Raw genomic sequence first — 15,296 nt, forward strand, 5'->3', positions numbered from 1 at the left:
TGATTTTATGATCCAAGGATCTTTATTTGATGACGAGTATGATCAGGGACGGCCTTTAGCAAATCGGGTACGTCCACAAAATTTAGAAGAATTTGTAGGTCAAAAACATTTGCTTGAACCCGGAAAAGTATTACGTGAAATGATTGAGAATGATCAAGTTTCGTCTATGATTTTTTGGGGGCCACCAGGAGTGGGAAAGACAACGTTAGCTAAAATAATCGCCAATCAAACCCAATCTAAATTTATTGATTTTAGCGCTGTGACTAGCGGTATCAAAGATATTCGTAGTGTCATGAAAGAAGCTGAAGGAAACAGGCAATTAGGCGAGAAAACACTTCTATTTATTGATGAAATTCATCGTTTTAACAAAGCACAGCAGGATGCCTTTCTGCCTTATATGGAAAAAGGAAGCATTATATTGATTGGAGCAACAACCGAAAATCCATCGTTTGAAGTGAATTCAGCCTTGCTTTCTCGTAGTAAAGTGTTTGTGCTTCATCCGCTCAATCATGCAGATATTTTAGAGCTATTGCAAAAAGCATTAGCGAACCCAAAAGGGTTTAATAATCAATCAATCGAGATTGAAGACGGCGTTTTATCAGCGATTGCTGAATATTGCGATGGAGATGCCAGAGTAGCTTTAAACACACTAGAAATGGCTGTATTACACGGAAAAAAATCAGATGGAGCTATTGTAGTGAATAAAAATGATTTAGTACAAATGTTAAATCGCAAGTCATTATTATATGACAAAAATGGTGAGGAACATTATAACATCATATCTGCTTTGCATAAGTCGATGAGAAATAGTGATGTTAATGCTGCAATTTACTGGTTATCGCGCATGTTGGAGTCCGGAGAAGATCCATTATTTATTGCTCGAAGATTGGTCAGATTTGCAAGTGAAGACGTTGGTTTAGCAGATAACCGAGCTTTGGAGATAGCAGTAGCTGTTTTCCAGGCTTGTCAGTTCATTGGTATGCCAGAGTGCGATGTACATCTAACCCAAGCTGTCATTTATCTCACCTTGGCCCCGAAGTCCAACGCAGCTTATTTGGCCTATAGAGCTGCCAAAAAAGACGCCTTGCATTCCGTAAATGAACCTGTTCCCTTACAGTTACGAAATGCTCCGACTAAATTGATGAAAGAACTGAATTACGGGAAAGGTTATAAATATGCCCATGATACTCAAGAAAAATTAACAATGATGCAGACCATGCCAGATTCTCTCATTGGACGGGAATATTACCACCCCACTATACAAGGATCTGAAATGAAATTTAAACAACGGATGGAAGAAATTTCAGCATGGTATGCAAGCCACAAAGAAACCTAATTGCGTTTAATGAATAGATGATCCAATAGAAATCGAGGTAATTCGTCATGACAATAGAAGAAATTATGGAGCATTGCTTATCATACCCAAGTTCATATGAAGATCACCCTTTTGGTGACGGATGGACTGCGATGAGACATCAAGGGAACAAAAAAATTTTTGCCTTGATATACAATCAGGATGAGCATCTTTGCGTCAACCTAAAATGCAACCCTGATCATGCTGATTTTTTGCGAAAAGCGTTTGAAGAGGTAAAGCCTGGTTATCACATGAACAAGGAACATTGGAATACAGTAATATTAGATGGTGATCTACCAGAAGATGAAATTCACGATATGGTGCATCATAGCTTCGAATTGACCAAGCCAAAAAGCTCCAAAAAACATACTAGCTAGAGAATAAATTTCTTATTGACAATTAAATTTTGCGGAAGTCATTATGTAAAAGTATCCGTTTCGAGAGGTGTAATATGAAGTTTAATGAATTCTTTGTAGGGCAGCGGTTCGAGACTGATTCTATAAAAGTAACCAAAGAAAAAATTATGGAATTCGCATCTGAATTTGACCCTCAGTACATGCATTTGGATGAGAAGAAAACTCAGGAAGGCATGTTTGGAGGAATTATAGCTTCAGGAATCCAAACATTAGCCCTAACATTTAAACTATGGGTAGAGTGTGGTTTATACGGTGAAGATGTAGTGGCTGGTACTGCTATGGACAATATCCGATTTATAAAACCTGTATACCCTGATGATGAGTTACATGTAGTTGTTGAAGTCATTAATCTAGAAGATAACCGAAAGAATACAGGAATTGTAACTGTGAATTTATCTACTTTTAATCATACGACTCAAAAAATTTTTGAAGGGGATCTTTCTGTAATAATAAAAAAATAACGTATCTTTAAACAAATGAAATTGACGGGATATCCCTCATTCACGTATTCCAAAGCGGGGAGAAAACATATCCTATCGTCAGCGCAAAGGAATGCACAAAAGATAATTGTGTCCGTTCAGAGAATGGCTCCTGCAGATGCAGGAGCGGTTTTTGTCTGCAATAACATTCAGTTGGCTGCATCATTGACACAGACCAGCACCGGGAAAATCCAGTGATCTTCTGTTGTGGGAAGCAAAATTTAAGGAACTCCTGTATGAGAAGATATATCCTTTGAGACATGAAAGAAATTTCATGTGCCACCTTTACTGGATAGAAAAAGAGCTTAAAAAGTATGAAGATCCAGGTTTAGAACTTCTATTAGAAAAATTGTATTCTGAAGAGATATTAGAAAATATAAAAATGGACGCACATTTTAATATAAAATGAAATTAAAATAAGTACTTTAATAATATTATTAGTACAGTTTTTTTAATGAATTAATTAAAAATACTGGACTTCAGTACACAACTTTATTGTATGTACACAAATGTCTGGTGATAAAAAAGTCTTGAACCAGTAAAAAAAGTCTGGAACTAGTCATTTTACAAACATCAAGAAAGATCCCGATGATATATCGGGATCTTTTTAGCTTAGGAGGGCAATTATGTCTACAATAGGCCAACGAATTCGAACTATTAGAAAAACAACAACTTAAATCAAATAAAGTTTGCAAATATAATTGGCATTTCTCAAAGAACGTTGAGTGAGCTGGAGCAAGATAAATACAGACCCTCTCTTGATATAATTATAGCAATTAAAGAAAACTTCAATTCCCATATAGAGTGGTTAATCTTTGGAGATACGCCTGTATCAATTGAGCCCACACAGTAGGGAACGTCATTCGATTAGCAATACAAAGTAGATAATCAGTTGTAACGTCAAAAACCTTTGCTAAAGATATTAAATGATTAATTTCAGGCCGTGCTACGTTTCGCTCCCAATTAGAAGCAACCTGTTTAGTTACCCCGATCTTATTAGGAATTTCCTTTTGTGTCCATTTATGGAGTAGTCTCGATTTTTTACAGCGCTGTTCCAAAGTATTCATGAATTCATCTCTATTGAGAAAATCAAATAGCTTTTACCCGACCCATCTGCTTACTAATTATACTTACTTATAGCCCATATTATAGCTTATTCATACCCTACTGTACCCTACGAGTAGCCTATGAATAGGCTACGAAGTAAAATATAGCTAAAAAATATTACTTTGCTATTGTATAAAGCTGTGAGTTGTTATATTCTACATTTGTATTTTGAAGTAAAACTAAAATATATCTTAGGAGTAGAAAAAGATAACTGAACTTTACTCTGATTTAGTAGTTCTAAAAAGAAGGTGAATAATGAGCAAAATTCGATCAAGTAACTCTATAGCATCTATTCAACGGAAAATCAAAGAAGGAAGAGGTCAAGGCCACTTTTCGGAATATAAACCTTGGTTGACGGTACATGATGTACCTTCAATAGGGATAGTTACTCGAATTCTTGGTTGGAAAAGTGGTCGACTTCACCATTATCTGTCTGAACACTTTGAATTGGCACATCATTGCCAAATGGAAGTGGTCAGAGCAAGTGATTGATATTCGCGAACAATTTCCTTTATTACCCCTAGATAAAACCCTCTATATTGCATAAAAGTTAAACATCCAACTGACCCCAAGAATAAGCTTCCCATCATTATGACTACAGATATGTTACTTACAGTAAAACAAGAAAAAAGTATAAAATTTATTGCACATTCTATCAAACCTTTTAACAAGTTGACAAAACGAGTTGTAGAGAAATTACAGATTGAAAAAGAGTTCTTTAAAGACCAAAAGATAGAGTGGGCACTTATTACGGAAAGGCAGATAAACTACAATTTATTCAGGAATGTCGAATGGCTTCATAATGCTAAAAACAACGATAAGTTGTCAAATCACCATATAAATAGTCTCGAAGATAATCTCTATTATGCTATTCAACAAAGTGAAAAACCATTTGCGAAAGTTACAAGAGAACAAGATGAATTATTTGGTTTACCAAGTGGGTACTGGATATGACTCATCTAATACAGCCTACTCTACAATCCATGATTATTTTAGAAAATAGACGCAAGCGCAAGGATTCGGAGCACCAGCAGAGAATATATACAGGGAAGATCTCCCAAATTGGCCGGCACCCCGCCTCAGTGTCGACACGCGTCGAATTCCCCGATTGATGGCAAGCCATTCCCAGTGTTTCTTCTCCATTCGCTCTTTTTAGGCAAAATATTAACACTTTATGTTGGGAAGACCCAATTTAACTAAAGTTTTACTATACATTATTGGAAATTTTGATATAATTCTACCTAGGTCAACCTTCCAATTATGATAGAAAATAGAATTGGATGGTTTTTATACCTGTCCAAGCTGTGCCGCGAGAGACCAGTCCACTGGCAACCCAGCAAGCTGGCATGCGGAGACCGACAATTGTGGAAAATGACAGTCGAGAATATGTTGCTCCATGACGTCAGAAGGTCCAGAAAGGATGAAGCCAACCTTATCCCAATTCCGATGGAAGATGAAGCGCGTGAGCATTTTTGAAAAGCTGGAATTCACCGCCAATCCAAGGGCTGTCCCGTTCATGCCATACGGAGCATTCTTTGAGCCTCATGCAGCACCATCGTCACATCTAATCGTCAGGAAAGGCTCACTACCCCGCAGCCGGATCTTTACTTATCCACACCAGGCGGGGGAATACACAAATCGTACATAGAGTGTATCAATATCCTTAAACATAAGCTTCGACAAAGGCAGCTCCGGTGCCGAATCCGGAGGTACGGCCGACTTTGTGCTGGCCGGCCGGAACCCTACAGCAAGTCTTACATCGATGGGAGGAACATCCCTTGTCCACCCCCAAATCCAATTCCGAACCCAATGTTAAACCAAAGCCCGTCTTCGGGCGGCTCGTCCGCAGCAAGCATATTGAAGCAGAGGAGCCGGGAGCAGCCGCATCTCTTGCATAGAACGATGCTCTTTGTTGTCTTTCACGCATGGGAGCCGAGCGGGATAGCTGCTAGGCAGAGGATTGCCGCATGCGATCAACCGGGCAAGCGAAGCGGTGACTTGGCGAGAGCCATTGACATTGTTGTCACATGTTTGAAAAGGCGGGGAGCGAGGCTGGAGCGTTGCTGCGGCATATGCTCCGCCGGATTGCTTTTGCCGATGAAGAAAGGGGAACGATCCAGATGGCTTTTGAAAAAGAAACGTTGTTTTGGAACGAAAAATTCGGTAGCGACGATTATACCTTGACGCGTCTGCCTTACAGCAAGGCTCCAAGCTCCCTGGCGCCCATTATGACAACCGTCGGCGGTTCGCTTTCGGAGGAAGTGGCGCAGCGCGTCCTTCAAATGAGCAAGGGCGCTCCGCTGGCCACTTTTATGATTTTGCTCGCCGGTGTTCAGTCGCTCTTGCATAAATATACAGGCGCTTCTGACATTCTGGTCGGCATGCCGGTTGTACGGAAACCGACGGAGACGCGCCGATCCGTTAATCATACGGTCATTTTGAAAAACTCGCTTTCGGTGGGTGCGACTTTTAAAACGCTTCTGAGCGAGCTGAGGACTTCCTTGCCTGAAGCGTTTCAGCACCAACATATTCCGTTCTTGAAAATGGCGGAGAAGCTGGACCTGCAATATGCAGACGGGATACCCGTCATCCATACGCTAGTATCTCTTAAGGAGCTGCATCTGGACGAAATCGGGCAAAACGTGGTCACGGATTGTTCCTTTGAATTCAGCTTAACCGGCGGGACGATACAGCTAGCGCTGTCATATAACGAGCACTTATATGACTCCGAGTTCATGACTCGGGTCGTCGGCCATCTGAATCGCCTGCTGGCCGTGGGGCTTCACGAGTTGGAGCTGGACATCGTGCGGGCGGACATGCTGTCGGAGGACGAGAAATTTCAATTGCTGCAAAGCTTTAACGATACCGAGAAGGACTATCCCCGTGATCGGACGATTCATCAGCTCGTGGAGGAGCAGGCGAAGCGGGTGCCCGAAGCGACGGCGGTTGTCTTTGAGGGGCGGCGGCTTTCGTACGCGGAGCTGAATGAACGGGCGAACCGGCTGGCGCGGACGCTGCGATCGGTCGGGGTGCTGCCCAATCAGCTGGTAGGCTTGATGGCCAGGAGATCGCTGGAGACGGTCGTTGGCATTCTGGCGGTTCTGAAAGCTGGCGGTGCCTACGTGCCGATCGACCCGGAATACCCGGAAGAACGCATCCGCTACATTCTGGAGAACTCGAACGCGCAGTTGCTGCTGACTCAAAGGGAGCTGCTGCTGCAGGTGCCGTTCGAAGGGACCGTGGTGGCGCTGGATGACGAGCAGGCCTACAGCGACGATGGCTCGAACCTGGAGCCGGCCAGCGGTCCGAACGATCTGGCTTATGTCATCTATACATCAGGTACGACGGGCAAACCCAAAGGGGTCATGCTGGAGCATCGCGGGCTGGTCAGCTTGAAACTGACGTTTGCCCATACGCTTCACACGACCGAACAGGATCGAGTGCTGCAATTCGCCAGCCTATCGTTCGATGCGTCGTGCTGGGAGATGTTCAACGCCCTGTATTTCGGGGCGACCTTATATATACCGTCAACCGAGACGGTTTTGGATGATCAGCTGTTCGAACGTTTCATGAACGAGCATGCAATTACGATCGCCACTTTGCCGCCAACTTATGCGGCTTATTTGAATTCAGACCGCCTGCCGAGTCTGAGCAGGCTCATCACGGCGGGCTCCGCCGTTTCAGCAGAATTCGTGCAGCAGTGGAAAGACAAGGTACAGTACTATAACGCGTACGGTCCGACGGAAGCCTCGATCGCCACATCCGTGTGGGCGGCGTCTACGTATGACACCGAACGCAGAGCGATACCGATCGGACGTCCGATCTGGAACCATCGCTTGTATATACTGGGCGCACAGAATCAGCTAGCGCCTATCGGAGTGGAGGGAGAATTATGCATCGCGGGCGTCGGCCTCGCCCGGGGATATTGGAACCGGCCGGATCTGACGGCGGAGAAATTCATCGAACACCCGTTTGAGCCCGGAGAGAGACTGTACCGGACGGGCGACTTGGCCCGCTGGCTGCCGGACGGAAATATTGAGTACTTGGGCCGGATTGACCATCAGGTGAAAATCCGTGGATTCCGGATCGAGATCGGCGAGATTGAAGAGCAGCTTCTGAAGATCGACTCCGTGCAGGAGACGATCGTAATCGCGCGGGAAGGCAAAAGCGGGCAAGAACTGTGCGCTTACCTGGTCGCGGGCCGCCCGCTTACGCTCGGCGAGCTGAGAAGCGAGCTGGCGCAAAAGTTGCCGAATTACATGATTCCGGCGCATTTTGTTCAGCTTCCGCGGATGCCGCTCACGCCGAACGACAAAATCGACCGCAAGGCTTTGCCCGCCCCGGAAGGAAACGCACTGACCGGCGGCGCGTACGTAGCTCCCCGCAATGAAGCGGAGCGGACGCTTGCCGATGTGTGGCAGGCGGTATTGAACGCCGATCGCGTTGGGGTAACGGATCATTTCTTCGAGCTGGGCGGAGACTCGATCAAGTCCATTCAAGTATCTTCGCGGCTTCATCAAGCCGGGTACAAGCTGGAAATCCGGGATTTGTTCAAATATCCGACTATCTCACAGCTCAGCCTGCATGTGAAACCGATCGGACGTACCATCGATCAAGGTGAAATAACGGGTGAAACGGAGCTGACACCGATTCAGCATTGGTTTTTCGGGAGCTCCTTTGCGGACCCGCATCATTTCAACCAGTCGGTGATGCTGTACCGGAAGGAACGCTTCGACGAAGAGACGGTGCGTCAGGTGCTGCAAAAGCTGGCCGAGCATCATGACGCCTTGCGGATGGTGTTCTGCAAGACGGAACAAGGGTTTAGCGCGCGGACCCGCGCGATTCAGGAAGGCGGGCTGTTCACGCTGGACGTGTTCGACTTCAAGGATGCGGAGAATACCGCGCAGGCTGTGGAAGCGAAGGCAACGGACATTCAAGCGGGCATCGATCTGGAGAACGGGCCCCTCGTGAAGGCGGGACTGTTCCGGTGCGCGGACGGCGATCATTTGCTGCTCGCGGTTCATCATGCCGTGGTGGACGGCGTGTCTTGGCGCATTTTGATGGAGGATTTCGCTCTGGGTTACGAGCAGGCCGGCAAAAGCGAGGAAATTCGTTTCCCGGCCAAAACGGATGCGTACCGCACTTGGTCCGAGCAGCTGGCCGCTTACGCGCAAAGCCCGGAGATGGCGAAGGAACGGGCCTATTGGCAGGCCGTGGAACAAATTGCGGTTCCGGCCGTGCCGAAGGATCTGGAGGCGGACGTTACGACGCAGCAGGACAGCGAATCGCTGTTCGTGCGTTTGACTCCCGAAGAAACGGAGCTGCTGCTGAAGCGGGTTCACCGGGCCTACAACACCGAAATGAACGATATTTTGGTAACGGCGCTCGGCATAGCCGTTCGCAAGTGGACGGGACACGAACGGGTGCGGATCAATCTCGAAGGACACGGACGCGAACCGATCGGAACGGATATCGACATCACGCGCACAGTCGGATGGTTTACGACCAAGTTTCCGGTCGTCCTAGAGCCGGAAACTGACCGGGATTTGGCCTATCAGATTAAACAGGTCAAGGAAAGTTTGCGCCGCATTCCGAACAAAGGACTTGGGTACGGCATATGCCGCTATCTCTCCAAATCGGAGGATGGCTTTGTTTGGGGCGCAGAGCCGGAAATTAATTTTAATTACCTCGGCCAGTTCGACGATGATGTCAACCAGGACGAGATCGGTATATCTTCTTATTCCAGCGGCAGCCCGGCCAGCGACCGGCAGGCCCGCAGCTTTGTGCTGGATATCAACGGCATGGTGCTGGACGGCGCTTTATCGCTTGATCTTAGCTACAGCCGGAAGCAGTATCACAAGGTAACGATGGAAGCCTTCGCTCAGCGGCTTGAGCAAAGTCTACGAGAGCTCATTATCCACTGCGCAGGCAAAGAAAATACCGAATTGACGCCTAGCGACGTGCAATTTAAAGGCTTGACCATCGCCGAACTAGAGCAAATCGCCCAGCGCTCGGGCCATCTCGGGGAAATCGAAAATATTTACTCGCTTACGCCGATGCAGAAGGGCATGTGGTTCCACAGCGCGCTTGACCGGCAAACGGCCGCTTACTTCGAGCAGACGCGATTTACGATGAGGGGAGTACTCGACGTCCAGCTTTTCGAGAGGAGCTGGACGGAACTTGCGAAACGTCATTTGGTGCTGCGGGCGAATTTTGTGCAAGGACCGGCGGGCGAGCCGCTGCAAATCATATACCGCGACAAGCCGGTCGGCTTTGAATATGAAGAGCTGCTTCATTTGCAGGCGGACGAGAAACAAGCGTATTTGGATAAAAAGGCCGAGGATGACAAACTTCGCGGCTTCGACATGGAACATGACGCGCTCGTTCGGGTTACGATCCTGCGCACCGAAGAGCAAAGCTATCATGTGCTGTGGAGTTTCCAGCATATTTTGATGGACGGCTGGTGCCTGCCGCAGCTGACGCAGGAGCTGTTTGAGACGTACTCGGCCTTGGCATCCGGCAAGCAGCCAGCGGGAGATAAGGGATCGGATTATGGCGCTTACATCGAATGGTTGGAGAAACAGGACGATCAGGCGGCATCCGGCTATTGGACGGCATTCCTGGCAGGTTATGAAGGGCAAACCGTACTCCCGGGACAAAAGGAACCGGCGCCGAACGGCAGATTTACGGCTGATCACGTCACCGCCGAGCTGGGCAAGGACTTGAGCGAGCGGATGGACCGGGTGGCGAAACAGCGCCTGGTTACGGTCAATACGCTGCTGCAAGCCGCTTGGGGCGTGATGCTGCAAAAATATAACGGAACAAACGATGCCGTATTCGGCAGCGTCGTGGCCGGAAGACCGGCGGAAATCCCGGGTATCGAGTCCATGATCGGGCTATTCATCAATACGGTGCCGGTCCGCGTCACGAGCGAAGCGGACACCGTGTTCGCCGACCTGATGGCGAAGCTCCAAGAGTGGGCGCTGGAGTCCGGGCGTTATGATTACTATCCGTTGTATGAAATTCAAGCCCGCAGCGTGCAAAAGCAGAACCTGATCAACCATATCATCGCTTTCGAGAACTATCCGGTGGACGAGCAGATGGAGCAGGCGGGCGACCAGCAGCACGGCGACCTGACGATCGCTGACGTTCAGATGGAGGAGCAGACGAACTATAACTTCAACGTGACCGTGGTGCCGGGAGTCGAAATCGAAATCCGGTTTGACTTTAACGCCGAAGTGTTCGATAAAGACAGCATCGAGCGGCTCAAGGGGCATCTCGTCCATCTGCTGGAGCAGGTGACGGATAACCCGGAAATTACAGTGGGCGAGCTGGAACTTGTGACGGAGGCGGAAAAGGCCGACCTTCTCGGACGTTTTAACGACACCACCACGGAATTTCCGCGCGAGAAGACGCTCGTTCAATTGTTCGAAGAACAGGCGGAGCTTTACCCGGACAACGTGGCCGCCGTCATGAACGAGCGACAGCTGGCTTACCGCGAGCTGAACGAGCGATCCAACCGCCTTGCGCGGAAGCTGCGGGAGACGGGAGTAGAAGCGGACCAACTGGTAGCGATTCTGGCCGAACGCTCGCTCGATATGGTCGTCGGCATTCTGGCGATTCTCAAAGCGGGCGGAGCCTACGTGCCTGTCGATCCCGACTACCCGGAGGAGCGCATCCGCTTCATGATTGAGGATTCGGGCGCGCCGTTATTGCTGATTCAAAAGCATCTGCACGAGAAGACCGACTTCGCAGGAACGCGCCTCGAATTGGACGATTTCGTTTGGGGCGACAGAGGGGCGGACTCCGAAGGTGCGTTGGACGCTTCGAACCTGGAGCCAATTTCCGGGCCGGGCAACCTGGCATATGTCATCTACACGTCAGGAACGACCGGCAGACCGAAAGGAACGCTGATCGAGCATAAGAACGTCGTGCGCCTCCTGTTCAACGACAAGAACCTGTTCGACTTCGGGCCGTCTGACACGTGGACGCTGTTCCACTCGTTCTGCTTCGATTTCTCCGTCTGGGAAATGTACGGAGCGCTGCTGTACGGAGGCAAGCTGGTCATCGTACCGCCGCTGACGGCGAAAAGTCCAGCCGATTTCCTGGCGCTGCTGGGCCGCGAACAGGTCACGATTTTGAACCAGACGCCAACGTACTTCTACCAGCTACTGCGTGAGGTCTTGGCGGACCATCCGTACGATCTGCGGATTCGCAACGTCATCTTCGGGGGCGAAGCGCTGAGTCCGCTGCAGCTCAAGGGCTTCAAGACGAAGTACCCGGAGACGAAGCTGATCAATATGTACGGCATTACCGAGACGACTGTTCACGTTACATATAAGGAAATAACGTGGGTCGAAATGGAGGCGGCGAAGAGTAATATCGGCAAGCCGATCCCGACGCTGAAGGTGTACGTCCTGGATGAAAACCGCCGCCCTGTGCCGATCGGCGTAGCGGGCGAAATGTACGTGGCCGGGGAAGGCCTTGCGAGAGGATACCTGAACCGTCCGGATCTGACGGCGGAGAAGTTCGTCGATTCCCCGTTTGCGGAGGGGGAGAAACTGTACCGCTCGGGTGACTTGGCGGCTTGGCTACCGGACGGCAACATCGAATACCTGGGCCGGATCGATCATCAGGTGAAGATCCGCGGGTACCGGATCGAGCTGGACGAAATCGAGACGCAGCTGCTGAACGTCGAGGGCGTGGAAGAAGCGGTGGTGCTCGCCCGTCAGGACGGCGAGGGCGAGAAGGCGCTTGTCGCCTACTTTGTGGCGGACCGAACGCTGACGGTCAGCGAAATGAGAACCTCGCTGGCCCAGGGAATGCCGGGGTACATGATCCCGTCGTACTTCGTGCAGCTGGAGCGCATGCCGCTGACGACCAACGGCAAAGTGGACCGCAAAGCGCTACCGGAGCCGCAAGGCGGCATACAAACGGGCGTCGAATACGTAGCGCCGCGTAACCGGACGGAGTCCCAGCTTGTGAAGATCTGGGAGGAAGTACTGGGCTACTCCGGCATTGGAGTCCTGGACAATTTCTTCGAGCTTGGAGGCCACTCCTTGCGGGCGACGAACCTTGTCAGCAAGATTCAGAAGGAAATGAACGTCGAACTTCCGTTGCGCGACGTATTCCGCTACTCGACAATCGAAGAGATGACTCTTGCCATCTCCCGGATCGGAAAGCAATTGTTCTCGTCGATTCCGCGGGCAGGCGCAAGAGCATATTATCCGCTTTCCTCGGCTCAGAAGCGGCTGTTTATCCTGAATCAGCTGGAAGGGGCCGATCAGAGCTACAACATGCCGGGCGTGCTGCTGCTGGAAGGATCGATTGACCGGAGCCTGCTGGAGAAGGCTTTCCGGGGACTGATCGCACGGCACGAAACGCTGCGAACCGGCTTTGAGATCGTACAAGGCGAAGCAATACAGCGCATTTACGAGAGCGTCGACTTTGCTGTCGAGTACCGTCATGCGAGCGAGGAAGAAGCGCCTGAAGTCGTGCAGGCCTTCATCCGGCCTTTCGACTTGGCGAAGCCTCCGTTGCTGCGGGCGGAGCTTGTAGAGCTGGCAGCCGAACGTTATTTGCTGATGTTCGACATGCACCATATCGTCTCCGACGGGGTTTCGATGGACGTGTTAGTCGAGGAACTCGTTCGTCTGTACGGTGGCGAGTCATTAGAGCCTTTGCGCATTCAATACAAGGACTATGCGGTATGGCAGCAGTCGGACGAGCAAAAAGTGCAGTTGAAACGCGAGGAAGCTTACTGGCTGGACCGTTACCGGGGCGAGCTGCCGGTTCTGGAAATGCCGACGGACTATCCGCGTCCTGCCGTGCAGAGCTTTGAGGGACAAACGCTGACGTCCTTCGTGGACGAGGCAACGAACGAAGGCTTAAAGCAACTGGCGGCTCAAAGAGGAACGACGCTGTATATGGTGCTGCTTGCGGCATATACCGTGCTTTTGCATAAATACACAGGTCAGGACGATTTGATCGTCGGAACGTCGATTGCGGGCAGAACGCACGGAGACACGCAACCTTTGATCGGAATGTTCGTTAATACGCTGGCGCTCCGCAATTATCCGGCTTCGGAGAAGACCTTCCTGTCGTATCTGGAAGAAGTGAAAGAAACGACCTTAGGCGCTTACGAGCATCAGAATTATCCGTTCGAAGAGCTCGTCGATAAAGTGCAGGTCAGCCGGGATTTGAGCCGCAACCCGCTGTTTGACACGATGTTCTCCCTGCAAAACTTGGAGGACAAAGAGTTTGGGCTGGAAGGGCTGAAATTGTCCCCGTACCCTAGCGAATACGGCACGGCCAAGTTCGACCTGAGTGTGGATGTTACGGAAGAAAACGGCGGCCTGGAGTGCAGCTTTGAATTCGCAACGGCTCTTTATAAAGAAAGCACGATCCGGCGGCTGTCGACTCATTTCGGACATTTGCTTGCGGCGATCGTAAGCCGTCCGGATGCGAAGATTGCCGAGCTGAACTTGTTGACGGCAGAGGAAAAAGAGCAAATTCTCGGCGCGTTCAACCCGGCGCAGCCGGAAGCGGCTCCTGTGGCGGCGTTCCATCGGCTGTTCGAGGAACAGGCGGAGCGCACACCGGAAGCGGCGGCCGTCGTGTACGAGAACGACCGGCTGACGTATGCGGAGCTGAACGAGCGGGCGAATCGCTTGGCGGCTACGCTGCGCGCAAACGGCATCGGCCGGGAGACGATCGTCGGCATTCTGGCCGAGCGTTCGGTGGACTTGCTGGTGGCCGTGCTGGCCGTCTGGAAAGCGGGCGGGGCGTATGTGCCACTCGACCCGGATTATCCGGCGGAGCGCGTGCGGTTCATGCTTGAAGACAGCGGAGCGAAGGTGCTGCTGACGCAAACGCCGCTGCGAGAGCGTGCTGAAGCTTGGCTCGGCGAAGAGGAGCTGGCGCTGGCGGCGGTGCTGTACCTGGACGACGAAGCGTCGTACAGCGAGGAGCGGACGAATGCCGACAGCTTCCATGAAGCCCGTCCGGAGGATCTGGCGTACGTGATCTATACGTCGGGAACGACGGGCAAGCCGAAGGGCGTGATGATCGAGCACCGCAGCCTGGTGAACACGGCGGCGGGCTACCAGCGGGAATACCGGTTGGATCAGTTCCCGGTGCGGCTGCTGCAGTTCGCAAGCTTCTCGTTCGACGTGTTCGTGGGAGATATCGCGCGGACGCTGTACAACGGAGGCACGATGGTGATTGTGCCGAAGGACGACCGGATCGATCCGTCTCGTCTGCACCACTGGATGGAGCGGGAACGGGTCACCATCTTCGAATCGACGCCGGCGCTGATCGTGCCGTTCCTGGAGTACGTGCACGAGCAGCGGCTGGATATGAGCTGGATGGAGCTGTTGATCACGAGCTCGGACAGCTGCAGCGTGGCGGATTACCGGACCTTGCAGGAACGCTTCGGCTCGTTGTTCCGGATCATCAACGCATACGGCGTGACGGAAGCGGCGATCGACTCAAGTTTCTACGACGAGCCGCTGACGAAGCTGCCGCAGACAGGTCATGTGCCGATCGGCAGAGCGTGGCTGAATGCGAAATTCTACATCGTGGATGCGCACCTGAATCCGGTGCCGGTCGGGGTGCTGGGCGAGCTGGTTATCGGCGGAGTCGGAGTGGCGCGCGGGTACTTGAACCGTCCGGGGCTGACAGAAGAGAAGTTCGTAGACAGCCCGTTCGCCGCGGGCGAGCGGTTGTACCGCACGGGAGACTTGGCGCGGTGGATGGAGGACGGCAACGTGGACTTCATCGGCCGGATCGACAACCAGGCGAAAATTCGGGGGTACCGGATCGAGACGGGCGAGATCGAGTCGCAGCTGCTGCGGGTGGAAGGCGTGCGCGAAGCGGTGGTGCTGGTTCGAAGTGACGCGAACGGGCAGAAGGCGCTATGCGCGTATTACACACCGGATA

The 15,296-nt window shown here is 50.9% G+C and carries 7 protein-coding genes and 1 pseudogene; 6 read left to right on the top strand and 2 right to left on the bottom strand.

Annotated features, from left to right (window positions below; translation table 11 throughout):
- Positions 1-7: 7 nt before the first annotated feature.
- The 4 genes from ACWA2B_RS25020 to ACWA2B_RS25035 all read left to right on the top strand — a co-directional run bounded on the left by ACWA2B_RS25020 (position 8) and on the right by ACWA2B_RS25035 (position 3,102).
- On the top strand, positions 8-1,336 hold the full coding sequence (locus ACWA2B_RS25020; RefSeq protein ID WP_449292754.1) for a replication-associated recombination protein A: 1,329 nt from the start codon (positions 8-10) through the stop codon (positions 1,334-1,336).
- A 47-nt stretch (positions 1,337-1,383) separates the two neighbouring features.
- Entirely contained in the window at positions 1,384-1,731 is a 348-nt protein-coding gene (locus ACWA2B_RS25025) for an MmcQ/YjbR family DNA-binding protein (RefSeq protein ID WP_449292755.1), read from the top strand.
- A gap of 74 nt (positions 1,732-1,805) precedes the next feature.
- Positions 1,806-2,231: a MaoC family dehydratase gene (locus tag ACWA2B_RS25030; RefSeq protein ID WP_104497168.1), complete on the top strand. Its 426-nt coding sequence runs from the start codon at positions 1,806-1,808 to the stop codon at positions 2,229-2,231.
- Between the two features lie 739 nt (positions 2,232-2,970).
- A complete protein-coding gene (locus ACWA2B_RS25035; RefSeq protein ID WP_449292756.1) occupies positions 2,971-3,102 on the top strand; it encodes a hypothetical protein in 132 nt (43 codons plus the stop codon).
- Positions 3,103-3,142: 40 nt separating this feature from the next.
- Here the strand turns inward: ACWA2B_RS25035 and ACWA2B_RS25040 are convergent.
- Positions 3,143-3,316 (bottom strand): annotated as a pseudogene (locus ACWA2B_RS25040) (helix-turn-helix domain-containing protein); the annotation flags it as partial.
- A gap of 631 nt (positions 3,317-3,947) precedes the next feature.
- Between ACWA2B_RS25040 and ACWA2B_RS25045 the strand changes: the two are divergent.
- Positions 3,948-4,310 carry a TnsA endonuclease N-terminal domain-containing protein gene (locus ACWA2B_RS25045; RefSeq protein WP_238438049.1) on the top strand — a complete coding sequence of 121 codons (363 nt, stop codon included), beginning with the start codon at positions 3,948-3,950 and terminating at the stop codon, positions 4,308-4,310.
- A 333-nt stretch (positions 4,311-4,643) separates the two neighbouring features.
- Here the strand turns inward: ACWA2B_RS25045 and ACWA2B_RS25050 are convergent, their stop codons facing one another.
- Entirely contained in the window at positions 4,644-4,874 is a 231-nt protein-coding gene (locus ACWA2B_RS25050) for a hypothetical protein (RefSeq protein WP_161626990.1), read from the bottom strand.
- Between the two features lie 509 nt (positions 4,875-5,383).
- Here ACWA2B_RS25050 and ACWA2B_RS25055 point away from each other — a divergent pair.
- Positions 5,384-15,296 (top strand): amino acid adenylation domain-containing protein (locus ACWA2B_RS25055; RefSeq protein WP_449292757.1); only part of this gene is annotated, 9,913 nt, incomplete at its 3' end.

It is taken from the genome of Paenibacillus sp. CMM36 (assembly GCF_053570945.1).